The organism is Pimelobacter simplex (assembly GCF_900114845.1).
Taxonomy (GTDB): Bacteria; Actinomycetota; Actinomycetes; order Propionibacteriales; family Nocardioidaceae; genus Nocardioides; species Nocardioides simplex.
The window spans coordinates 531,846-554,108 of record NZ_FOUK01000002.1; the positions used below are offsets into that span (position 1 = coordinate 531,846).

The 22,263-nt window shown below is 74.0% G+C and carries 23 protein-coding genes; 14 read left to right on the top strand and 9 right to left on the bottom strand.

What is annotated here, in order from left to right:
• Nucleotide 1: 1 nt before the first annotated feature.
• Together BM223_RS10145 and BM223_RS10150 are read right to left on the bottom strand one after the other, a co-directional pair.
• Nucleotides 2–1,270, bottom strand: coding sequence for a DUF445 domain-containing protein (locus BM223_RS10145; protein ID WP_038677995.1), 1,269 nt, complete (start codon nucleotides 1,268–1,270; stop codon nucleotides 2–4).
• A 173-nt stretch (nucleotides 1,271–1,443) separates the two neighbouring features.
• On the bottom strand, nucleotides 1,444–2,874 hold the full coding sequence (locus BM223_RS10150) for an MFS transporter (protein ID WP_052138431.1): 1,431 nt from the start codon (nucleotides 2,872–2,874) through the stop codon (nucleotides 1,444–1,446).
• 77 nt (nucleotides 2,875–2,951) lie between these two features.
• Here BM223_RS10150 and BM223_RS30045 point away from each other — a divergent pair, with 77 nt between their 5' ends.
• From BM223_RS30045 to BM223_RS10165, 3 genes are read left to right on the top strand one after another with little or no spacing between them, the layout of a single operon-like run.
• On the top strand, nucleotides 2,952–3,539 hold the full coding sequence (locus tag BM223_RS30045; RefSeq protein WP_269465047.1) for a TetR/AcrR family transcriptional regulator: 588 nt from the start codon (nucleotides 2,952–2,954) through the stop codon (nucleotides 3,537–3,539).
• Entirely contained in the window at nucleotides 3,536–4,165 is a 630-nt protein-coding gene (locus BM223_RS10160) for a Pr6Pr family membrane protein (RefSeq protein WP_038677993.1), read from the top strand. Before BM223_RS30045 ends, BM223_RS10160 begins: the two co-directional genes overlap by 4 nt.
• Nucleotides 4,162–4,581, top strand: a complete 420-nt coding sequence (locus tag BM223_RS10165) for a globin domain-containing protein (RefSeq protein WP_038677991.1) — start codon at nucleotides 4,162–4,164, stop codon at nucleotides 4,579–4,581. The genes BM223_RS10160 and BM223_RS10165 overlap by 4 nt, the downstream gene beginning before the upstream one ends.
• Here the strand turns inward: BM223_RS10165 and sigJ are convergent.
• Genes sigJ through BM223_RS10180 form a run of 3 tightly spaced genes read right to left on the bottom strand, consistent with a single transcriptional unit; the run spans nucleotide 4,572 to nucleotide 8,381 of the window.
• Entirely contained in the window at nucleotides 4,572–5,456 is an 885-nt protein-coding gene (gene sigJ / locus BM223_RS10170) for an RNA polymerase sigma factor SigJ (protein ID WP_038677989.1), read from the bottom strand. The two genes, BM223_RS10165 and sigJ, sit on opposite strands and share 10 nt — an antisense overlap.
• Complete coding sequence (locus BM223_RS10175; RefSeq protein ID WP_038684013.1) at nucleotides 5,449–6,186, bottom strand: SDR family oxidoreductase; 738 nt, start codon at nucleotides 6,184–6,186, stop codon at nucleotides 5,449–5,451. The genes sigJ and BM223_RS10175 overlap by 8 nt, the downstream gene beginning before the upstream one ends.
• A gap of 41 nt (nucleotides 6,187–6,227) precedes the next feature.
• Entirely contained in the window at nucleotides 6,228–8,381 is a 2,154-nt protein-coding gene (locus tag BM223_RS10180) for a DEAD/DEAH box helicase (RefSeq protein WP_038677987.1), read from the bottom strand.
• A 200-nt stretch (nucleotides 8,382–8,581) separates the two neighbouring features.
• On the opposite strand from BM223_RS10180, the gene BM223_RS10185 reads away from it, so the two are divergent.
• A complete protein-coding gene (locus BM223_RS10185; protein WP_038677986.1) occupies nucleotides 8,582–9,448 on the top strand; it encodes an SDR family oxidoreductase in 867 nt (288 codons plus the stop codon).
• Here the strand turns inward: BM223_RS10185 and BM223_RS10190 are convergent.
• Nucleotides 9,438–10,310 (bottom strand): LysR family transcriptional regulator, encoded by an 873-nt coding sequence (locus tag BM223_RS10190; protein WP_038677984.1) that lies wholly within the window; start codon nucleotides 10,308–10,310, stop codon nucleotides 9,438–9,440. The two genes, BM223_RS10185 and BM223_RS10190, sit on opposite strands and share 11 nt — an antisense overlap.
• 83 nt (nucleotides 10,311–10,393) lie before the next feature.
• Between BM223_RS10190 and BM223_RS10195 the strand changes: the two genes are divergently transcribed.
• Genes BM223_RS10195 through BM223_RS10210 form a run of 4 tightly spaced genes read left to right on the top strand, consistent with a single transcriptional unit; the run spans nucleotide 10,394 to nucleotide 14,444 of the window.
• A complete protein-coding gene (locus tag BM223_RS10195; protein WP_038677982.1) occupies nucleotides 10,394–11,461 on the top strand; it encodes a nuclear transport factor 2 family protein in 1,068 nt (355 codons plus the stop codon).
• A 51-nt stretch (nucleotides 11,462–11,512) separates the two neighbouring features.
• Nucleotides 11,513–12,055: a PadR family transcriptional regulator gene (locus tag BM223_RS10200; protein ID WP_038677980.1), complete on the top strand. Its 543-nt coding sequence runs from the start codon at nucleotides 11,513–11,515 to the stop codon at nucleotides 12,053–12,055.
• Nucleotides 12,052–14,061 carry an NADPH-dependent 2,4-dienoyl-CoA reductase gene (locus BM223_RS10205; RefSeq protein WP_038677978.1) on the top strand — a complete coding sequence of 670 codons (2,010 nt, stop codon included), beginning with the start codon at nucleotides 12,052–12,054 and terminating at the stop codon, nucleotides 14,059–14,061. The genes BM223_RS10200 and BM223_RS10205 overlap by 4 nt, the downstream gene beginning before the upstream one ends.
• Entirely contained in the window at nucleotides 14,058–14,444 is a 387-nt protein-coding gene (locus BM223_RS10210; protein ID WP_038677976.1) for a nuclear transport factor 2 family protein, read from the top strand. The genes BM223_RS10205 and BM223_RS10210 overlap by 4 nt, the downstream gene beginning before the upstream one ends.
• Nucleotides 14,445–14,460: 16 nt before the next feature.
• Here BM223_RS10210 and BM223_RS10215 read toward each other — a convergent pair whose 3' ends face one another.
• Nucleotides 14,461–14,940 (bottom strand): SRPBCC family protein, encoded by a 480-nt coding sequence (locus BM223_RS10215; RefSeq protein WP_038677974.1) that lies wholly within the window; start codon nucleotides 14,938–14,940, stop codon nucleotides 14,461–14,463.
• A gap of 187 nt (nucleotides 14,941–15,127) precedes the next feature.
• Here BM223_RS10215 and BM223_RS10220 point away from each other — a divergent pair, with 187 nt between their 5' ends.
• Genes BM223_RS10220 through BM223_RS10245 form a run of 6 tightly spaced genes read left to right on the top strand, consistent with a single transcriptional unit; the run spans nucleotide 15,128 to nucleotide 19,476 of the window.
• On the top strand, nucleotides 15,128–15,940 hold the full coding sequence (locus tag BM223_RS10220; protein ID WP_038677972.1) for an ABC transporter ATP-binding protein: 813 nt from the start codon (nucleotides 15,128–15,130) through the stop codon (nucleotides 15,938–15,940).
• 7 nt (nucleotides 15,941–15,947) lie between these two features.
• Complete coding sequence (locus BM223_RS10225; RefSeq protein WP_038677970.1) at nucleotides 15,948–16,640, top strand: ABC transporter permease; 693 nt, start codon at nucleotides 15,948–15,950, stop codon at nucleotides 16,638–16,640.
• Entirely contained in the window at nucleotides 16,637–17,305 is a 669-nt protein-coding gene (locus BM223_RS10230; RefSeq protein WP_038677968.1) for an ABC transporter permease, read from the top strand. Before BM223_RS10225 ends, BM223_RS10230 begins: the two co-directional genes overlap by 4 nt.
• Nucleotides 17,302–18,210, top strand: coding sequence for an ABC transporter substrate-binding protein (locus BM223_RS10235; RefSeq protein ID WP_038677966.1), 909 nt, complete (start codon nucleotides 17,302–17,304; stop codon nucleotides 18,208–18,210). The genes BM223_RS10230 and BM223_RS10235 overlap by 4 nt, the downstream gene beginning before the upstream one ends.
• Before the next feature lie 28 nt (nucleotides 18,211–18,238).
• Nucleotides 18,239–19,096 (top strand): SDR family oxidoreductase, encoded by an 858-nt coding sequence (locus tag BM223_RS10240; RefSeq protein WP_038677965.1) that lies wholly within the window; start codon nucleotides 18,239–18,241, stop codon nucleotides 19,094–19,096.
• Nucleotides 19,093–19,476, top strand: coding sequence for a DUF1304 domain-containing protein (locus BM223_RS10245; protein WP_038677963.1), 384 nt, complete (start codon nucleotides 19,093–19,095; stop codon nucleotides 19,474–19,476). The genes BM223_RS10240 and BM223_RS10245 overlap by 4 nt, the downstream gene beginning before the upstream one ends.
• A gap of 9 nt (nucleotides 19,477–19,485) precedes the next feature.
• Here the strand turns inward: BM223_RS10245 and BM223_RS10250 are convergent, their stop codons facing one another.
• Both BM223_RS10250 and BM223_RS10255 read right to left on the bottom strand, forming a co-directional pair.
• On the bottom strand, nucleotides 19,486–20,742 hold the full coding sequence (locus BM223_RS10250) for a DUF1501 domain-containing protein (protein ID WP_038677962.1): 1,257 nt from the start codon (nucleotides 20,740–20,742) through the stop codon (nucleotides 19,486–19,488).
• Nucleotides 20,743–20,747: 5 nt separating this feature from the next.
• Entirely contained in the window at nucleotides 20,748–22,205 is a 1,458-nt protein-coding gene (locus BM223_RS10255) for a DUF1800 domain-containing protein (RefSeq protein ID WP_052138430.1), read from the bottom strand.
• Between the last annotated feature and the right edge of the window lie 58 nt (nucleotides 22,206–22,263).

Genomic DNA, 22,263 nt, shown 5'->3' on the forward strand with positions numbered 1-22,263 from the left:
ATCAGTGAAGCAGCACCGAGATCGTGTGGATCAGCACCCCCACCAGACCGCCGACGATCGTGCCGTTGATCCGGATGAACTGCAGGTCGCGTCCGACGTGCAGCTCGATCCGGCGGGCTGCCTCCTTGCCGTCCCAGCGCTCGATCGTGTGGGTGATGACGGCGGTGAGCTCGGCGCCGTAGCGGTCGACGACGAAGACCGCGCCGTCGGCCGCGAGCCGGTCGAGCCGCTCGCGCAGCGCGGCGTCGGTGCGCAGCCGGGCCGAGGCGCCCTCGATCTCGACCAGCAGCCGCCGTCGCACGGCGCCCGCCGGGTCGGCCAGCGAGCCCAGCAGCGCCTTGCGCAGCGCCTGCCACAGCGAGATCGCGCTCGCGATCACGGCGGGGTGGTCGAGCACCCGCTCCTTGAGCCGCTCCGCGCGGGCCTGGGTGGCCGGGTTGGCGAGCAGGTCGTCGGAGAGCTGGACGAGCATCGAGTCGAGCGCCCGGCGGGCCCGGTGGTCGGGGTTGTCGCGGATCTCGCCGACCCAGCGGACCACCTCGAGGTGGAGCCGGTTGATGACGTAGGTGTTGACCGAGTCGGGCGCCCACCACGGGGCCCGCTCCCCCAGGACGTCGTGCACGGTGTCGGGGTTGGCGAGGAGCCAGCCGTGCATCTCCTCGAGCATCAGGTCGACCAGCCCGTGGTGCAGGTCGTCGCGGATCGCCTCGGCGAGCAGCCCGCCCAGCAGCGGGGCGATCGGCTCCTCGCGGAAGCGCGGGACGAGCGCCTCGGTGACGAGCGCCTCGATGTGGTCGTCGCGGACCTTGCCCAGCGCGAGCGCGGCCAGCTCGGAGCCCTCGGTGACGACCCGCTCGGCGTTCGCCGGGACGGCGAGCCAGTCGCCGACCCGCTGCGCGACCTGGACGCCGAGCACGCGCTCGCGGATGACCTCCTCCTGGAGGAAGTTCTCGCCGACGAACTCCTCGAGCCCCTTGCCCAGGTCGTCCTTGCGCTTGGGGATGAGCGCCGTGTGCGGGATCGGCAGGCCCAGCGGGTGCTTGAACAGCGCCGTCACGGCGAACCAGTCGGCGATCGCACCGACCATCGAGGCCTCGGCGCCCGCGTTGACGAACCCCCAGACGCCGTCCTCGCCGAGCGTGACGACGTAGACCGCCGCGGCGAGCAGGAGCAGCGACACCGCCACCGTGCGCATCCGGCGCAGCGCGCCGCGGCGGAGGGCGTCGGCGGTGGGGTCGGAGGAGATCAGTGGCCCGGACACGCGGACCATCCTCGCCTACGCAGGGGGCGGGAACGGCGAAGCGGCCCCGGTACGACGTCCGGGGCCGCTTCTCGCGTCGCGGAACCCCCCAGTCGCCACGACGGCGCCGACCAGCTCCGAGCGCGGGCCTGCCGGTCCAACGAGCGGCACGAGGGGAGGTTCCGGTTAACCGTGCCGTCTTGTCACGGCAACTGACGGCGCGGCACGAGGGCCGCGAGGAGGACGCCGGCGAAGGCCGCCGCCGCCCCGACCGCGAAGCAGATCGCGAAGGCGTCCTCGCTGGGCAGGTCGTGCCCGCCGAGGTCGATCGTGGCGGAGGTGAGGATCGCGGCCATCACCGCCGACGAGACGCTGGTGCCGATCGAGCGCATCAGGCCGTTGATGCCGACCCCGGAGCCGGCCTCGGCCGGCGGGACCGACTCGAGGATGAGGGTCGGCATGGCGGCGTACCCGATGCCGACGCCGGCCGAGGTGATGCACGAGGCGACCATGAGCTGCCACGGCGCGTCGGTGAGGAACAGCGCGAAGACGTAGCCGAGGCCGAGCACGGTGCCGCCGAGCATGAGGGTCACCCGAGCGCCGACGACCCGGATCAGCCGGCCCGAGACGGGCGAGAACGCCATCATCACCAGGCCGCCGGGCGCCATCCACAGGCCGGTCTCGAGCAGCGTCTGGTCGAGCCCGTACCCGGTGGCCGACGGCGACTGCAGCAGCCGCGGGACGACGATCGCCTGGGCCATCATGCCGAAGCCGATCGCGATGGCGGCGGCGTTGGTCAGCAGCACCGGACGGCGGGCCGACACGCGCAGGTCGCACAGCGGGTCGCTGACCCGCAGCTCGTAGCTGCCCCAGGCGAGCAGGACGAGCACGCCGGTCACGATGAGGCCGATCGTGCGGCCGTGCCCCCAGCCCCACTCGTTGCCCTTGGAGACGGCGACGAGCAGCGCGACGAGCCCGAGCGCGAGACCGATCGCGCCGACCACGTCGAAGCGGCCGGGGACGGCGTCGCGCACGTGCGGCACCAGGACCACGACGGCGATCGCGACGACGGCGGCCAGGCCGGTGGAGACCCAGAAGAGCGTGTGCCAGCTGTAGTCCTGCACGATCCAGGCCGACAGCGGGAGGCCGATCGCGCCGCCCACGCCGAGGGTGGCGCTCATCGCGGCCATCGCCGTGGCGGTGAGCCGGGGCGGGGTGACCTCGCGCAGGAGCGCGATGCCGACCGGGATGAAGCCCATCGCGAAGCCCTGGAGGAGGCGTCCGGCGAGCATCGGCAGGAGGCTGTTGCTCAGCGCGCAGACCAGGGAGCCGACCAGCAGCACGAGGGCGCTGATCGCCAGCACCCGCTGCTTGCCGAAGAGGTCGCCGAGCCGTCCGGAGATCGGCATCGCGACCGCGCCGGCGACCAGCGTCGACGTGATCACCCACGAGGCGTTGGCCTCGCTCGTGTGGAGCAGCCCGGCGAGCTGTCCCTGGATCGGGATCACCATCGTCTGCGTCAGCGAGGCGACGAGGCCGCCGAGGCAGAGGACGGCGACGGTCAGGAGCGGGGAGCCCGAGCGGGCGGCTCCGGCGTCGACCGGGGCGCCGGGGGCAGAGGAGGTCGCGGTCACGAGGGCTGAGTCAACGGCGTTGACGGTGTGAGTGTCAACACCGTTGACCGCAGACTCCGATGCCCTACGGTTGCGGTGTGACGAAGACCTCTCCCGCGACGGACCACCTGCGGCCCGCCGGCCGGGCGACCCGTGCCGCCATCGAGGAGGCGGCGCGCACCCTCTTCTCCACCCGTGGCTTCGAGGGCGCCTCGGTGCGCGCCATCGCCGCCGAGGCCGGCGTCGACCCGGCCCTGGTCATCCGGCACTTCGGCTCCAAGGAGGCGCTCTTCCTCCGCACGGTCGACACCTCCCTCGGGATCGGCAGCGTCCTCGAGGGCCCCGTCGAGACGGTCGGACGCCGTCTGGTCGCCTACTTCGTCGACGCGGAGCGGCCCGCCGTCCGCCAGCGCTTCGTCGCCCTCGCCCAGGCTGCGCACCGCGACCAGGTCCGCGAGGAGATGGTCCGGCACACGGCCGAGACGTACGTCGCTCCCCTGGCCCCGCGGCTGACCGGTGCCGACCGCGAGCTGCGCGCCGCGCTCGCCGTCGCCCAGCTCGCCGGCCTGCTCAACCTCCTCTACGTCCAGGAGGACCCGATCATCACCGCCGCCGATCCCGCCACCGTCGTCGCTCTCTACGGCGACGCGATCCAGGGCCTGCTCACCCCCGAGGCCGCCGGATGACCCGCGCCCGCGGCTGGCACCTGCTGACCGCCGTCGTCGTCATCGCGGCTCTCGTGCTCCAGCTCGTCCTCGTGCTCCAGGGCGGCCGGGTCCTCGACGAGCAGACCCCGCCCGGCCTCGGCGTCCGGCTGGCCCGGTTCATCGCCTACTTCACGATCCAGAGCAACGTGCTCGTCGCCCTCGCCGCCGTCGCCCTCACCCGCGACCCGGACCGCGACGGCCCCGGCTTCCGCGCACTGCGCCTGGCCGGCACGGTCGGCATCACCGTGACCGGCCTGGTCCACTTCTTCCTGCTCCGCCCCCTCCTCGACCTCGACGGCGCCGACTGGGTCGCCGACAAGATGCTCCACATGGTCGTCCCGGTCCTCGCCGTGATCGGCTGGTTCGCCTTCGGCCCCCGCCCCCGCGTCGACACCCGCGCGATCGCCGTCGCCTTCGCCTGGCCCATCGCCTGGCTCGCCGTCACCCTCGCCGTCGCCGGCGCGACCCGCTGGGTGCCCTACCCCTTCCTCGACTTCCGGGCGGAGGGCTGGGGACACGTCGCCGTCGTCTGCTCGGGGATCACGGCGTTGTTCGCGGCGCTCATCGCCGGGTTCCGGTACGCCGACAGGAGGATGACCCCATGAGCACGCTCTACGAGCAGGTCGGCGGCTTCGACGCCGTCCTCGACCTGTGCCGGCGCTGGCACCACCTCTGCCTCGCCGACCCCGTCGCCGCGCACCCCTTCGAGCACGCGATGCACCCCCACCACGACGAGCGCCTGGCGGCGTACCTCGCCGAGGCACTGGGCGGCCCACCCCTCTACACCGCGGGCTACGGCGACGAGTCGGCCGTGCAGCGCATGCACGCCGGCAACGGCGAGCACCCCGACCTCGACGAGGCCTGCCTCGACCTCTTCGACCAGGCGCTCGCCGACGTCGGGATCGACCGGCACACGGCGGCGTCGGTGTCGGCGTACTTCCGGCGGGCGACGCAGGCGATGAACGCCTACAGCGACAGCGCCGACCAGGTGCCCGACGGGTTGCGGTTCAACTACGCCTGAGCGTCCACCGCCGCCAGCTTCGCCGGCGCCCGCAGGATGTCCACCCGCGTCGCCCGCTCCCCCACGACCGTCAGCACGATCAGCGACGTCAGGACGCCGTCCTCGCGCAGCGCGATCGCGGGCGCCCCGTTGACGCCGAGCAGCTCGATCTCGACGTCCCCGACGTCGACGTACTTGGCGACGAGCCCGGCCAGGAAGCGGGCGGAGCGCTCCGCGCCGTGCACCGGACGGCGGGCCGCACTGACGGCGCCGCCGCCGTCGGAGGTGACGACGACGTCGGGGTCGAGGGTGGCGACGAGGGCGTCGAGGTCGCCGCCCGCGGCGGCGGCGAGGAAGCGGTCGAGCAGGGCGCCGTGCGCGGCCCGGTCGACCGCGAACCGGGGCGTGTCGGAGGCGAGGTGGGCGCGGGCGCGCGAGGCGAGCTGGCGGACGGCGGCCGGGGTGCGGCCGACGACGGCGGCGACCTCGGGGAAGCCCATGCCGAAGACGTCGTGCAGCACCCAGGCGGTCCGCTCGGCCGGCGACAGCGACTCCAGGACGACGGCCAGCGCGTAGCTGACGGTCTCGTCCAGGGTCACCCGGTCGGCCGGGTTCGCGACGACGAAGGGCTCGGGCAGCCAGGGGCCGACGTACTCCTCGCGGCGCACCCGCGCCGAGCGCAGGACGTCGGTCGCGGCGCGGGCCACCGCGACGGTCAGCCAGCCGGCCAGGTCCCGGACGGGCTCGCGCTCGTCGGCGGCGGCGAGGCGGGTCCAGCAGTCCGCGACGACGTCCTCCGCCTCGGCGCGGCTCCCGACGATGGCGTAGGCGACGCGGACCATCCGCGGGCGGAGCGCGTCGTACTCCTCGGCCAGGCCGGGGCGCACGTCAGGCACGGGCCAGCCACTCGTCGAAGGTCTCGACGCCCAGCGTCGCGTCGGCGCCCGGCAGCAGCCCACCGGCCTTCGTCTGGCGTCCGGCCCGCCCCACCATCGGCACCGGTACGACGAGCCGCCGGCCCCCGCGGCGGGCGAGCACCCGGCGCACCATCACGTCCATCGCCTCGGGGCGCGGTCCGGCGAGGTCCGGCAGCAGGCCCTGCGGGCGGTCGACCGCGGTGGCGACCAGCTCGGTCGCGACCTCGCGCGCCGCGACCGGCTGGGTCCGCATCCGCGGCGCCAGCGCGAGGGGCCGGGGGCTGCGGGAGATCAGCTGCTCCGCGAACTCGTGGAACTGGGTCGCGCGCAGCACCGACCACGGCACCGGGCCGGCCGCGACGAGCTCCTCCTGGCGGCGCTTGCCCCGGTAGTAGGGCAGGTCGACGCGGTCGCAGCCGACGATCGAGAGCGCGACGTGGTGGCGCACCCCGGCGGCCGCTCCGGCCGCGAGCAGGTGGCCGGTCGCCGTCTCGAAGAAGGCGATCGAGCGCCGGGCGCTCATCGTGTCGACGTTGCTCGTGTCGACGACGGCGTGCACGCCGTCGAGTGCCGCCGCCAGCCCCGCGCCCGTCACCAGGTCGACCCCGGCGGACCGGGCGATCACGACGGGCGTCGCGCCCGCGCGTCGCACCTCGTCGACGACCAGCCGCCCGACCAGTCCCGTGCCGCCTGCCACTGCGATCTTCATGTCCATGACAGGGGGACGAGACGGCCGGCCGGACTGTGACATCAGTCCCCGCGGGCCTCGAGCGCCCCGGTGAGCAGGGCCACGAGCGCCTCGGTCTGCAGGTCGATCGCGCCGCCCTCGACCTCGTCGCCGGCACCGTCGAGCGCCCGGGCGGCGAGCCCGGCCTTCTTGTCGATCAGCTCGGCGATGCGGGTGTCGAGCGTCTGCGTCGCGATCACGCGCCACGCGGTGACCGGCTCGGCTTGGCCGATCCGGTGCACCCGGTCGATCGCCTGGGTCTGCTCGGCGTCGGTCCAGGAGAGCTCGGCGAGCACCAGGTTGGACGCGACCTGCAGGTTGAGGCCGACGCCCGCCGCGGTGAGCGAGCAGACCGCGACCTGCACGTCGGGGTCGTTGACGAAGGCGTCGATCTCGCGCTGGCGCGTCGTCGAGGACTGGTCGCCGCGCACCGAGCTGTAGCGGATACCGCGCTCGGCGAACGTCTTCTCGGCGGTGTCCATGACGTCGATGTGCTTGGCGAAGAAGACGACCTTGCCGACGTTGCGCGCGAGCTGCGCGGTGTAGTCGGCGGCGAGCCCCGCCTTGGCCTGGCCGATCCGGCGCATCATCTCGAAGACGTTCTCGCCCGTCTTGGTCGAGTTGTCCTCGCGCTCCCAGCCGGCGACCTGGCGGACCAGGCGGTGGTCGATGCCCTCGACGACCGCGCCGGTACGACGGGTCGCGATCGCCGCGTCGTAGCGCTCCACCATGCGGCGGGCCAGCTCCTGCTCGGCCTTGCGGATGGACCGGCCGGACTCGCCCTCGAGCTCGACGGGGATGTCGGCGACCCGGCGGGCCGGGATGTCGGCGGCGACGTCGATCTTGCGGCGCCGCACGATGCCCTGCTCGACGACCGCACGGCGTGCGGCCGGGTAGAAGGCGGGGTCGGCCGGGGTCAGCCCGGTCTCCTCGAGCGCCTCCATGAGGTCGCCCTGCGGCACGACGTCGTCGATCCAGCCGAGGAACTGCCAGATCGCGCGGAAGTCCTCGATGTCGTTGATCAGCGGCGTGCCGGTGAGCGCCATCATCAGCGGACGCGCGATCCGGGCGCGGATCCGCTCGGACAGGTCGAGCACGTTCTGGGAGCGCTGCGAGGACTTGTTCTTGATGTAGTGGGCCTCGTCGACGATCATCCCGCGGAAGCCGTGGGTGCCGAGCCAGCCGACGTGGCGGTCGAGGATCTCGTAGTTCACGACGAAGACGTCGGCGAACCCGTCGGCGTCGGCACCGTCGCCGTGCAGCACGGTGGCGCGGCGGTTCGGCGTCCAGATCTCGACCTCGCGGGCCCAGTTGGTCTTGACGACGTTGGGGACCACCGCGAGCAGCGGGAAGGCACCCGCCGCCTCGGCCGCGAGCAGCGCCTGGGCGGTCTTGCCGAGGCCGGGCTCGTCGGCGAGCAGGTAGGTGCGGTGGCCCAGGGCCGCCGACGCGATGAGCTGGGCCTGGTGCGCCATCAGCTCACGGCCGGCCGGGGCGGCGTGGCGCCCGGTCAGCGCGGTGAGCTGCTCGGCGTCCGGCAGCGGCATGCAGGCCGGGGCGTCGGGCGCGGCCCGCTCGAAGGAGCGGAACAGCGGCTCGAGCAGCTCCCACCCGGCCAGCCGGCGCGGGCGGACCTTGGCCCGGGCGTGAGCGAAGTCGGGGACGAGGAAGGGGTTGGCCAGCTGGCGGGCCTGGACCGAGAGCGGGATGACCCGCTTCTCGAGCAGCGCCGCCGCCTCGGGGTCCTCGACGACGGGCGTCGGCTCGGGCTCCGGCTCGTCGACGCCGGCCTTGCGCAGCAGCTCGCGGCGCATCGCCTTGGCCGACTCGGAGATCTCGGCGTTCTCGTCGAGGAGGGTGAAGAGGGTGCTGTCGCGGGCCGCGGTCTGGGCCAGGATCGTCGCGATCCCGTCGAGCCGCTTGAGCTCCTCGCCGCGCCGGCTGTCGGAGAGCGTGGGGTCGTTCTTGACCCGCGCCCGCTCCTCGCGCGCCAGCAGCGCCACGACCTGGAACTTCGCCCGCACCTCCGGCATCGCCGAGCGCCGCGCGACCGCCGCCTCGACCTCGCGCACGGCGCGCGCGAGCTGCGGGATGATGCCCTCTTCGTTGCGACGCGTCCGCGCCGACCCGGAGCCGCGACGCTGCTGCGTCGCCCCCCGCTGGCCTCCTCGAGCCACAGGTGTCCTTCCGATGCGGGCCGACAGCGCGGCTCTGCAAGGTTTCGCCGGCGGCTCGCGCTGCTGCGGGAGAGCGCCGATCAGGTGATCCGTCACCGGCGTGCGTCGAGAAGACGGCGGCCGGCGGTTCTCCCAGGCTACCGCACCGGTCCGGAGCGCGGGCGCAGCAGCATCAATAGAACCTGTTCTAGAGTCCTCGCGTGGGTACCTACGCAGTCACCGGCTCCGCCTCCGGCATGGGCGCGGCCGTCGTCGCCCGGCTCGTCGCGGACGGGCACACCGTCATCGGCGTCGACCTCAGGGCCGCCGCGGAGGGCGACGTCGTGGCCGACCTCTCGACCCCGGCCGGACGCCGTGCCGCGGCGCGCGCCGTGCTCGACCGCGCGGACGGCGTCCTCGACGGCGCGGTCCTGGCCGCGGGCCTGGGCCCGGCGCCCGGCCGGGACCGGGCCCGGCTGATCGCCGAGGTCAACTACCTCGGGGTCGTCGAGCTGCTCGACGCCTGGCGTCCCGCGCTCGCCGCCGCCGAGCGGGCCAAGGTCGTCGTCTTCGCCAGCAACTCGACCACGACGATGCCGGTCGTGCCGCGCCGCGCGGTCCGCGCCCTGCTCGAGCGCGACGTGCCGCGAGCGCTGGGCGCCCTGCGGGTCTTCGGGAGGATGGCGCCCTCGTTCGCCTACGGCGCCAGCAAGATCGCCGTCAGCCAGTGGGTCCGCCGCGAGGCGGTGACCCGCGAGTGGGCCGGGGCCGGCATCCGGCTCAACGCGATCGCCCCCGGCGCGATCCTCACTCCCCTGCTGGAGCAGCAGCTCGCGACGCCCGCCGAGGCGCGGCGGATCAAGGCGTTCCCGGTGCCCGTCGCCGGCTTCGGCGACCCCGGCCAGCTCGCCGCGTGGGTCGTCTTCATGCTCTCGGACGCGGCCGACTTCCTGTGCGGCAGCGTGGTCTTCGTCGACGGCGGCTCCGACGCGTGGTTCCGCGCCGAGGACTGGCCGCGCGCCGTCCCGGCCCGGCACCTGCGGCGCTACGTCACCCGGATGAAGGAGTTCCGCGCGCTCAGCCGCTGACGAGCGCCGCCAGCAGCACCCGGACGGGCTCGCCGAGCGGGCCGGGACCGGCGGCGACGGTCGCGAAGATGCCCCGCCGGGGCGCGTCGCGGACCTCGACCGCGACCACGTCGCGGCGCAGCGCCGGCACCAGCAGGCCGGGGACGAGCGCGACCGCGTGCCCGGCCGCGACCAGCGCGGTCTTGCCCGCCAGGTCGGCCGCGGCGAGGTCGATCCGCGGCGCGAACCCGGCCCGCGCGGCCGCGCTCCGCAGCAGCGCCGCCGAGCCGTCGTCGTCCTCGACCCAGGTCGCGTCGGCGAAGTCGGCCAGGCCCGCCCCGGCGGCGCCCGCGGCGGGGTGGTCGGCGGGGACCAGCACCCGCATGGCGTCCTCACCGAGCGGGTGCCGGACCAGGCGCGGGTCCGGCACCAGCCCCGGCGGCGCATCGGTGACGACGGCGAGGTCGAGCTCGCCGGCCGCGACCAGCTCCTCCAGCGCGGCGGAGCCGCCGGTCGTGAGCGTCCAGCTGCCGGCGCCGGCCGGGAGCCTCCGCAGGGCCGCCGGGACCAGGCCCGCCGACGCGGACGGCGTCGCGCCGACGGCGAGCAGCGCCGCCGTCCCGGAGCCGGTCTCCCGCGCCGCGCGCAGCGCCCGGTCGGCCGCGGTCACCACGAGCCGGGCGTGCTGGGCGAACGTCTCCCCCGCGGCCGTCGGGACGACGCCGCGCGCCCGCCGCTCGACCAGCAGCACGCCGACCTCGCGCTCCAGCGCGGCGAGCTGGCGGGAGACCGCGGACTGCGTGTAGCCGAGCTCGGCGGCCGCCGCCGACAGCGAGCCGAGCCGGCAGACCGCGAGGTAGGAGCGCCAGCTGGTCAGGGGCATGCGCTCACCCTATGCGGTCCACGCATGGCTGAGGTGCCAGATCTGCGCTGGTCGCAGGGCTCCCCGCGCGCCAGCATGGCGCCATGCCTGTCCACGTCACCCTGCTCGGCCTCGGCCGGATGGGCCGCGCCCTCGCCACCCGGCTCACCGACCGCGGCCACACCGTCACCACCTGGAGCCGCTCCGGCGGCGGCACCGCCGCGACCCCCGCCGAGGCGGTCGCCGGCGCCGAGGTCGTCCTCCTCTGCCTGTACGACGGCCCCGCCTGCCGCGCCGTCCTCGACCAGGTGCGCCCGGCCCTCCCGGCCGGTGCCGCCGTCGTCAACCTCGCGACGGTCGGTCCCGACGAGGCCGCCGAGCTCGCCGCACTGGTCCCCGGCACCGTCCACGTCCCCGTGCTCGGCTCCACCGGACCGGCCGCCGCCGGCACGCTCACCCTGCTCGTCGGCGGCACCCCGGGCCCGGCCGCCACCGCGGTCCTCGCCGACCTCGGCACCGCGCTCCCGTCCGGCACCCCGGCCCAGGCCGCCGCGGCCAAGCTCGTCGCCAACGGCGTCCTCGCCGACGCCCTGCTCGCCGTCCGCACCGCCCGGAGCCGCGCCGCCGCCCTCGGCCTCGCCCCCGCACTGACCCTCGACCTTCTCGAGCGGACCACCCTCGGCGGCCTGGTCCGCGCGAAGCGGGACCGCCTCGACGACGATCGCCTCGACGGCGCCGACTTCACCGCGACCGCGCTCGCCAAGGACGTCGCCCTCCTCGCCGCTGCCCTCACCCCGGGCGCCGACGTGGCCGGCCTCATGACCGACCCCGCCGTGCTGGCCCCGCTGCACGACTACGCGGCCGGGCACGCGACCGGCGATCCGTCGTACCACCGGCGGGCGTTCCTGCCGACCGCCCGCGTCGAGGGCCTGCGCGACGGCGTCCTCACGTCGTGGACGCTCGACGAGTACTGCGCGCTCTTCACCGGCTCCCCGGCCCCCGACGAGGCGACGCGCCGCCGCCGGATCGACCACGTCAGCGTCACCGGCACCACCGGCACGGCGACGATGACCCTCCACCACGGGCCCGACGTGTTCACCGACGCGTTCGTGCTGCTGCAGGTCGACGGCGCCTGGCGGATCGCGAGCAAGACCTACCACCGGGCGGTGTGACGAAGTCTGCAACTAGTTGCATAGGGCCTGGATCCGGGGCATGCTGCTGCCATGGCCCTCGAGCACGCGATCCTCGTCTCGCTCAGCGAGCGGGCGGCGTCCGGCGCCGAGCTGACCCGCCGCTTCGACGCGTCGATCGGCTACTTCTGGACGGCGACGCACCAGCAGATCTACCGCGTGCTCGGGCGGATGGAGACCGACGGCTGGATCACCGCCGAGTCGGTGCCGCAGCCCGACCGCCCCACCACCAAGGTCTACGCGGTGACGGCGGCCGGCCATGCCGAGCTGCGCCGCTGGATCGCCGAGCCCACCGCGCCCGACCCGGTCCGCAGCACCCTCGGGGTCAAGATGCGCGGCGCCTCGTACGGCGACCGCGCGGCCCTCCTCGACGACCTGCGCCACCAGCTCGACGAGCACACGAAGCGGCACTCGCTCTACGAGTTCCTCGCCGCACGCGACTTCCCCGACCCGGCCGCGCTCGACGACGCCGGCCGCGACATCTACCTCGTGCTGCGCGGCGGACTCCTCATGGAGGAGTTCTGGATCCGCTGGCTGACCGAGTACCTCGACGCCCACACCAAGGAGATCCCGTGACCACCACGCCCTATCCCCTCCTCACCGGCCCGGCGACCGTCGGGGGCCTGGCGCTGCAGTCGCGCGCCGTCATGGGCTCGATGCACACCGGGCTCGAGGACCGGCCCTGGCACGTCGACGAGCTGGCGGCGTACTTCGCCGAGCGCGCGGCGGGCGGCGTCGGCCTGATCGTGACCGGCGGCTACTCCCCCAACGTGCGCGGCTGGCTGCTGCCGTTCGGCTCGCAGATGACGACGCGCCTCAACGCGCACCGCCACCAGCGGGTCACCGAGGCGGTGCACGACAACGGCGGCCGGATCGCGCTCCAGATCCTCCACGCGGGTCGTTACGGCTACACGCCGTTCAGCGTCTCGGCGAGCGCGACGAAGTCGCCGATCACGCCGTTCAAGGCCTCCGCGCTGTCGACCAAGGCGGTCGACAGGACGATCGACGACTTCGTCGCCAGCGCCAAGCTCGCCCGCAAGGCCGGGTACGACGGCGTCGAGATCATGGGCTCCGAGGGCTACCTCATCAACCAGTTCCTCGCCGCGCGCACCAACCGCCGCACCGACAAGTGGGGCGGGTCGGCCGAGAACCGGATGCGCTTCCCGGTCGAGGTCGTGCGCCGGATCCGCCAGGAGCTGCCGGACTTCTTCGTGATGTACCGGATGTCGCTGCTCGACCTGGTCCCCGACGGCCAGACCTGGGCCGAGACCGTCGACCTCGCCCACAAGATCGAGGAGGCGGGCGCGAGCGTCGTCAACACCGGCATCGGCTGGCACGAGGCACGCGTCCCCACCATCGTCACCAGCGTCCCGCGCGGCGCCTGGGTCGACAGCACGCTGCGGATCAAGCAGGAGCTGACCATCCCGGTCTGCGCGAGCAACCGGATCAACACCCCCGACGTCGCCGAGGACGTGCTCGCCCAGGGCATCGACCTGGTCTCGATGGCGCGGCCGTTCCTGGCCGACGCCGACCTCGTCGCCAAGGCCCGTGCGGGTCGCGCCGACGAGATCAACACCTGCATCGGCTGCAACCAGGCGTGCCTCGACCACACCTTCCAGGCCAAGCGGGCCTCCTGCCTGGTCAACCCGCGCGCCTGCCACGAGACCACGCTCGTGCTCCGCCCGACCCGGCGCGCCAAGCGGGTCGCGGTCGTCGGCGGCGGCCCGGCCGGCCTGGCCACCGCGGTCAGCGCGGCCGAGCGCGGCCACGACGTCACGCTCTTCGAGGCCTCCGACGAGCTGGGGGGCCAGTTCCGGCTGGCCATGCAGATCCCCGGCAAGGAGGAGTTCGCCGAGACGCTGCGCTACTACCGCCGGCGCATGGAGGTCCTCGGCGTCAACGTCAAGACCGGCACCTACGCCACCGCCGACCTCCTCAGCGGGTACGACGACGTGGTCGTCGCGACCGGCGTCGAGCCGCGCACCCCGCAGATCCCCGGCATCGACCACGCCAAGGTCGTCTCCTACCCCGACGCGATCACCGGCAAGGTCGACGTCGGCGCGAAGGTCGCCGTGCTGGGCGCGGGCGGCATCGGCTTCGACGTCACCGAGCTGCTGGCCCACACCCCCGAGACGGTCGAGGAGTGGAAGGCGCACTGGGGCGTGGCCGACCCCGCCGTCGTCCGCGGGGGCGTGACGGACAAGACGCCCCGCACGCCGGCGCGCGAGGTCTGGCTGCTGCAGCGCAAGGAGTCCGCCCAGGGCAAGGGCCTGGGCAAGACGTCCGGCTGGGTGCACCGCGCCGCGGTCAAGGACCTCGGCGTCCACCAGGTCAGCGGCGTCACCTACGACCGGATCGACGACGCCGGCCTGCACGTCACCGTCGCCGGCACCCCGCAGGTGCTCGATGTCGACCACGTCGTGGTCTGCGCCGGCCAGGAATCGGTCCGCGGCCTGTACGACGAGCTCACCGGCTCCGGCTTCCCCGGCACGGTCCACCTGATCGGCGGCGCCGACCTGGCCGCCGAGCTCGACGCGAAGCGCGCCATCAAGCAGGGTACCGAGCTGGCGGCCGCGCTGTGAGCGCCTTCCGTGCGGCCGTCGAGGCCCGCGACGTCGCCGCCATGCGCGCCTGCCTGGCCGACGACGTCGTCTTCCGCAGCCCGGTCGCCCACAAGCCCTATGCGGGCAAGGCGATCACCGGCGCGATCCTCGCCCACGTGATCGAGGTCTTCGAGAACTTCCGCTACGTCCGCGAGCTCGGCGACGACACCGGCCACGCCCTCGTCTTCGAGGCCGAGGTCGGCGGGCTCGAGCTCACCGGCTGCGACTTCCTGGTCCTCGACGACGAGGGGCTGATCACCGACTTCATGGTGATGGTCCGCCCCCTCAAGGCAGCGCAGGCGCTCGCCGAGGCCATGGGCGCCCGGTTCGAGTCGATCGTCGCGCTGGCCTCGGAGGGCTAGACCACACCAGGACCCGCTACAGCGCGGGGTTGTCGGCGTCCCCGGGGCTCACCTCGCCGCGCCAGCCACCGGTCTCGGTGCCGCGCGCCTCGATGAAGCTCTTGAACCGCTCGAGGTCCCCCTCGGTACGGCGGTCGACGATGTGGAGCGCGTCGCCGACCTTCTCCACCATGCCCTCGGGCTCGAACTCCATCCGCAGCGTCACCCGGGTGGCGGTGCCGGTGGCGTCGGCCGCGAACGAGACGGTGCCGTCGTTGCGGGCGCCGTCGAGCGAGCGCCACGTGATGCGCTCGTCAGGCGTCTGGTCGACGATCTCGGCGTCCCACTCGCGGTGCACGCCGGCGATGTCGGCCGTCCAGTGCAGGTGGGTGTCGTCGAGCTGGCGGACCTCCTCGACCCCCTCCATGAAGCGGGGAAAGGTCTCGAACTGCGTCCACTGGTCGTACGCCGTGTGGAGCGGGACGTCGACGGTCACGGACTTCTCGATCGTGCTCACGGAGCTGTCTCCTCTCGTCGGGTTCTCATCGGGTCCACCCCGCGGTACCCGCCCACGCGGGCTGAAACCGGCCGATCCGATCAGGCTGCATCGACCTTCGGAGCACGGGCGACCGCGCCGCGGAACTCCGCGCCGTTGTCCCCGCGGACCCGTAGGGTGACCGGGACCCCCAGTCCAGGAGGAGCAGATGGGCATCGAGTTCAGGGACGTCGGCAAGACCTATCCCGACGGCACGGTGGCGGTGACGGGCTTCTCCTGCTCGATCCCCTCGCACCGCACGCTCGCCCTCGTGGGGACGTCCGGCTCGGGCAAGACCACGTTGATGCGGATGGTCAACCGGATGGTCGAGCCGACCACCGGCACCGTGCTCATCGACGACCGCGACGTGCACGAGCTCGAGAAGGTCGCGCTGCGCCGCTCGATCGGCTACGTCCCCCAGGCGGGAGGCCTGCTCCCCCACCGCCGCGTCGTCGACAACGTCGCGACCGTCCCGGTGCTCACCGGCACGACGCGGCGCGCCGCGCGCACCGCCGCGCTCCAGCTGCTCGAGCTCGTCGGGCTCGACCCCGCGCTCGGCAAGCGCTACCCCGCCCAGCTCTCCGGCGGCCAGCAGCAGCGCGTGGCCGTCGCCCGGGCGCTCGCGGCCGACCCCAACGTGCTCCTCATGGACGAGCCCTTCGGCGCGGTCGACCCCATCGTGCGCCGCGACCTGCAGGACCAGCTGGTCCAGCTCCAGGCCGAGCTCGGCAAGACCATCGTGCTCGTCACCCACGACATCGACGAGGCGTTCAAGCTCGGCGACCAGGTCGTCATCCTCCGCACGGGCGGGATCGTCGCTCAGACCGGCACGCCCCAGGAGATCCTCGCCGCCCCGGCCGACGACTTCGTGCGCGACTTCGTCGGCATCGGCCGCGCGGAGCGCAGCCTCCAGACGGTCGACGTCGACGGGCGCAATATCGTCGTCGACGGCTCCGGACGGCCGGTCGGCGTCCTGACATGAGCGTGCGATGACCTGGCTCGACACCAACCGCGCCTACGTGCTGGACATGCTGGTCCAGCACGTGCGGCTCGCCGTGCCCGCCATCGCGATCAGCGTGCTGGTCGCGATCGTGCTGGGCCGGATCGCGTGGCGCTGGCCGCGGGCCGGCACGGTGGTGCTCGGCATCGCCAGCCTCCTCTACTCCGTGCCCGCGCTCCCCCTGCTCATCGTGATCCCCGTCCTGCTCGGCATCCCGCTCCGCTCGGGGCTCACGCTTGTGGTCGCGCTCGCCGTCTACGGCACCGCGCTGCTCGCCGGGACGGCGGCCGACGCCTTCCGCTCCGTCGACCCGCGGGTGCGCGAGGCGGCCGAGGCGATGGGCTACTCCCGCACCGGGCTGTTCTGGAAGGTCGACCTGCCGCTCGCCGTGCCCGTGCTGCTGTCGGGCATCCGGGTGATCACGGTGAGCACCGTCAGCCTCGTCACGATCGGCGCCCTGGTGGGCATCCCGAGCCTCGGCAACCTGCTCACCGACGGCTTCCAGCGCGACATCCGCGCCGAGATCGTCGTCGGCGTGCTCGGCACGATGCTGCTCGCGATCGCGCTCGACGTCCTGCTCGTCGTCGCCGGTGCGCTGCTGACGCCGTGGCGCGAGCGGCGCCCCCGCCGCGCCCGGGCCACCACGGCGAGCGCCGTCCCGGCCGTCGAGGGGGCCGCATGAACCTCTTCGGCGAGGCGCTGCGCTGGATCGGCGACGGCAGCCACTGGGGCGGCCCGGGTGGCATCGACACCCGGATCGTCCAGCACCTGTGGGTCACCTTCGCCGCCGTCGGCATCGCCGCGGTGCTCGCGATCCCGCTCGGCGTCCTGATCGGTCACACCGGCCGCGGCCGGCTCGTCGTGGTCGCGCTCGCCGGCGCGGTCCGCGCGGTGCCGACCCTCGGCCTGCTCACGCTGCTCGGCCTGGCGATCGGCATCGGCGTCGAGGCGCCGCTGCTCGCCCTCGTCGCGCTCGCCTTCCCCTCCCTGCTCGCCGGCGCCTACGCCGGCATCGAGGCCGCCGACCCCGGCGCCGTCGACGCCGCCCGTGCCGTCGGCATGAGCGAGTGGCAGGTGGTCACCCGGGTCGAGGTCCCGCTCGGCGCCTCGGTGCTCATCGGCGGCATCCGCGCCGCGACCCTCCAGGTCGTCGCGACGGCCACGCTGGCGGCGTACATCTCCGACACCGGGCTCGGCCGCTATCTCTTCTCCGGGCTCAAGTCCCGCGACTACGCCCAGATGCTCGCAGGCGCGCTCCTCGTGGCCGCGCTCGCGCTCCTGCTCGACCTCCTCATGGCGGCTCTCCAGCGCGCCAGCTCCCCCACCCAAGGAAAGGTTCCGTCATGACCCGCACCCGGATCGGCCTGGTGCTGATCTCGCTCGTCTCCCTCGCCCTCACCGCCTGCGGCGGCGGGGACTCCGACCCCCTCAGCTCCGGGGACAAGGACGGCAAGGCGATCGTGATCGGCTCCCAGGAGTACTACTCCAACGAGATCGTCGCCGAGGCCTACGCCCAGGCGCTCGAGGCCGCCGACATCGAGGTCGAGCGGTCGTTCAAGATCGGCCAGCGCGAGGCCTACCTCCCCGAGATCGAGTCGGGCAAGATCGACCTCTTCCCGGAGTACACCGGCCCGCTGCTGCAGGTCTGGGAGCCCGACACCAAGGCGCGCCTCTCCGACGACGTCTACGCCGAGCTCGTCACCGCGGCGAAGGCCAAGGGCCTCAACGTCCTCGACCAGTCCCCCGCGGCCGACCAGGACTCCTACGTCGTCACCCGTGCGTTCGCCGAGAAGTACGGCCTGAGCACGATCGACGACCTCAAGAAGGTCACCGAGCCGATGACCTTCGGCGCCAACTCCGAGGCCGAGAAGCGGCCCAACGGTCCGAAGGGCCTCAAGGACACCTACGGCGTCAGCGTGAAGTTCACGCCCATCGAGGACGGCGGCGGCCCGCTCACCGTCAAGGCCCTCAAGGACAACGACATCCAGCTCGCGATCATCTACACCGGCGACCCGTCGATCAAGAAGAACGACCTGGTCACCCTCGAGGACACCAAGGGCCTCTTCCTGGCCTCCAACATCGTCCCGATCGCCAGCGACAACGTCGACGACAAGGCCGCGGGCATCATCAACAAGGTCAGCGCCGCGATGTCGACCGACGACCTGGTCGACCTCAACGCGCGCAGCATCGACGAGCAGCTCCCCGCGGCCACCATCGCGAAGGACTGGCTCGACAAGGAGGGCCTGCTGTGACGCCTGGGCAGAGCCGGCCGAGCCGGCCGTGACGACGACCCTCGCGGTCACCGGCGCGACGGGAGGGCTCGGGGGACGCGTCGCCCGGGCCCTCGCGGCGCGCGGGGTCGCCCAGCGCCTGCTCGTGCGCGACCCCGCGCGGGCCCCGCAGCTGCCGGGCGCCACCGTCGCCCGCACCACGTACGGCGACCGCGCGGCCGCCGTCGCCGCCCTCGACGGCGTCCGCACGCTGCTCATGGTCTCGGCCGCCGAGACCGAGGACCGGCTCGCCGAGCACCGCGCGTTCGTCGACGCGGCGGCGCAGGCGGGCGTCGAGCACGTGGTCTACACGTCGTTCTACGGCGCGGCGCCCGAGGCCACGTTCACGCTCGCGCGCGACCACTGGTTCACCGAGGAGCACCTGCGCGCCTCGGGGATGGCGTTCACCTTCCTGCGCGACAACCTCTACCTCGACTTCCTGCCGCACATGGTCGGCGAGGACGACGTCCTGCGCGGCCCCGCCGGCGACGGCCGGCTCGCCGCCGTCACCCGGGACGACGTCGCCGCGAGCGCGCTCGCGGTCCTGCTGGCGCCCGGCGAGCACGCCGGCGCGACCTACGACCTGACCGGGCCCGAGGCGCTGACGTTCACCGAGATCGCCGCGATCATCGCGGCCCACACCGGGCGCCCGGTGACCTTCCACGACGAGACCGTCGACGATGCCTACGCCTCGCGGCGGCGCTGGGAGGCGCCGCCGTGGCAGTACGACGCGTGGGTGTCCACCTACACCGCCGTCGCCGCCGGCGAGCTCGCCAGCGTGACCGACCACGTCGCGCGGCTCACCGGCCGCGCCCCGACCGGCCTCGCGGCGTACCTCGCCGCGCCGCACGACGAGGAGACCCCATGACCGCCGTCGGCCTGGTGTTCGCGGGGCTCGCCGCCCTGCTGCACGTCTACATCTGGGTGATGGAGTCCCTCACCTGGACCAGCCCCCGCACCCGCGCGACCTTCGGCACCTCCGCCGAGGAGGCGGAGGCCACCAAGGAGCTGGCGTTCAACCAGGGCTTCTACAACCTCTTCCTCGCGCTGATCACGGCCGGCGGCATCGTCGCCCACGCGGCGGCCGACGACGACACGGTCGGCGTCACGCTCGTGCTGGCCGGCACCGGCTCGATGGTGGCGGCCGCGCTGGTGCTGCTGATCTCCTCGCCCGACAAGGCGCGGGCAGCGATCACCCAGCTCGCCTTCCCGGCGGTCGCCGTGGTGCTCGTCGCGCTCGGTCTCTAGCGCGCCCGGCTAGGCGATCGCTCCCACCTGCTCCGGCTGGAAGCCCGGGAACACGCGCGCCGACGAGGCGCCCATCCGCTTGACGACGACCTCGGCGAGCACGCTGCGGTAGTCGGTGGTGACCAGCAGGTCGGCGTTCACGTCGTTCGTCAGCCCCGGCCAGGCGCCGTGGTAGCCGCCGCGGACGCCGGCGCCGAGCAGCAGCATCACGTTGCCGAAGCCGTGGTCCAGCCCGTAATTGGCGTTCTCCTTGGTGCGCCGCCCGAACTCCGAGAGCGTCACCACGGTCACCTTCGACGCGAGCGGGCCGAGGTCGGTGAAGAACGCCGCCAGCGCGGAGGCCAGCTCGGTCGTCATCCGCTGCAGGTCGCCCCACTCGAGGGTGCCGAGGTCGGCGTGGTGGTCCCACGAGCCGTGGTCGACGGTGATCACCTCGGCGCCGACGTCGCCGCGGATCGTGCGAGCCGTCGCCGCGAGCGCCTTGCCGAGGTCGCCGCCCGGATAGCGCGCCCCGTTGGCCGGGCCGGGCGCGGTGGCGCGGACCGGTCCGTAGTCGGCGATCGCGCGCATCGCCGAGCGCGCGCCCACGCCCAGCGGTCCCGGCGCTCCGGCCCACATGGTCCGCATCGAGCGCGGCCGCCGTCCGGCGGTGTCCCACTTGTCCGCGCCGGCCAGGCGCATGTCGTCGATGCTCTCGACCGCGACCGACGCCTGCGGCCCGGCGAGCGCGACGGGCGGCACCGACTCCCCGAGCTGGATCGCCTGCAGCGGGTGGGTGTCGGCGTCGCGGCCGATCAGCCGGTTGAGCCAGCCGACCCGCGCGGCCGAGCCGGGGTCGGCGTCCTCGACCTCCTCGATCGCCGCGAAGTGCGAGCGGTTCGGCGCCGGCAGCCCCGTCGCGTGGACGGCGGCCATCCGGCCGGCGTTCCACATCGGCAGCAGCGGGGCGAGGTTCGGGTGCAGGCCGAAGAAGCCGTCCTTGGCCAGCAGGGTCGCCGCCGGCACGGCGATCCGCGGCCGGGCCGCGTAGTACACCGGGTCGCCGTGCGGCACGACGAGGCTCATCCCGTCGACCGCGCCGCGCAGCGAGAGCACCACGAGCACGGCGGGCGCCGAGCGCGTGGCGGCGTACGACGTCTGCACGAACGCGCTGCCGTAGACGCTCGTCACGCCGATCCCCGCACCGACGGCGAGGGTGCCGCGGAGCAGGCCGCGGCGCGAGAGGCGGCTGAACTCCGCGCACCCGTCCTGGTCGCTGCTGGTCATCGCGCTCACCTCGTCATGTGGGTCGGGCTGTCGAGCAGGACCGTGAGCAGCCGGGGCATCTCCCAGCGCATGATCCGGTGCTTGCGGGTGATCACCTCACGCGGCTTGCAGCCGGTCGCCTCGCACGCGACGCGCAGCAGCAGCGGTGTCGAGCGCTGCCCGTGCAGGTTGCGCGCGAGGTGGTCGACGAGCTGGTCGAAGCGCAGCTTCTTCGCCGGCAGCCACGACGCGGGCGCCCGGTAGGCCGCGCCGCGACGGGGCCACCAGCCGCCGGCCATCGTGTAGTGCACGTCGACCGAGGCCAGGAAGCGCGACGTCGACGACCACGACGCCGCGTCGTCCGGGCGCCCGTCGGGCCGCTGCCAGCCGAACGGCGTCAGCCCGAGCGACGCGGTCTGCCAGAGCAGCTGGTTGGCCGCGATCTCGTCGTCGCCGTTGCGCGGCGCCGCCGTCAGCCGGACGTCGAGCGCCCGCCAGGTCGCGACGACGTCCTCGGCCGGCGTGCGGACCTTGGCGTTGCGCGCCGCCGCGAGCTCGGGCGACGTCACGAGCGCCCGCAGCACCGGCACGATCGCCGTGTCGTTCTTCAGGTAGACGCTCGCCAGCCGGCTCACCAGCGCCGCGGGCGGCGCGTCCGAGACGAAGCGCCGAGCCAGCTTGGTCGCGATCCGCCGCGCGGTCGCGGGGTGCCGGGCGAGGTAGTTCAGGTAGGCGGTGACCACCGGCCGGCCGTCCGCGGCCGCGTTGGCGTGGCTGAAGCCCATCACGGTGACCGGACCGGTCCAGTGGTGGGCCGGGTCGTAGGAGACCGCCCAGTCGCGCCACAGCCCGATCCGCCAGCCGGTGAGGATCCGGGCCGAGGCCTTGACGTCGTCCTCGTCGTACTGGCCGCGGCCGACGGTGTGCAGCTCCAGCAGCTCGCGCCCGAGGTTCTCGTTGGGCGCCCGCTTCGACGAGTTCGCGTTGGTCAGGTACACCGCCATCGCCGGGTGCGTCACGGCCGCCTGCAGGAGGTCGGCGTAACGGCCCAGCGCCCGCGCCCGGACCATCCGCCCGTACGACGCGCGGAACGGCCCCACCTCGCCCGCGGCCGGCACGTGCAGGTGGTGCTCCCAGAAGTCGGCCATCGTCTCCAGCACCTGGCGCTGCGACCCGATCCGCCGCGCCAGCGACCAGCACTGGTAGTTCGCGTCGGCCCGCCACAGCTCCTCGACGCCGTCCTGGTGGCGCTTCCAGACCTGCTCGGGGGTGGCGTCGACCGACGGCCACCAGGCGGCGGTCTGGGTGGCCCAGCGGTCGTCGTACGCGCCGGTGAGCTGGCGCTCGAACCAGCGCGCGAAGCCACCCGCCGCCACGACCTGCCGGTTCAGCGCCGGCGTGTAGCCGGCGGTGAACCGCTGCAGGGCGTGCAGCGTCGCCCGGGTGGGGATCGGGGTCTTCGGATACGGACGCGCGGCCGTCACCCCGCTCCGATCGGCCCGTCGTCCGCGGACCTGAGCGGTGCGGGCCCGGGTGCGGACG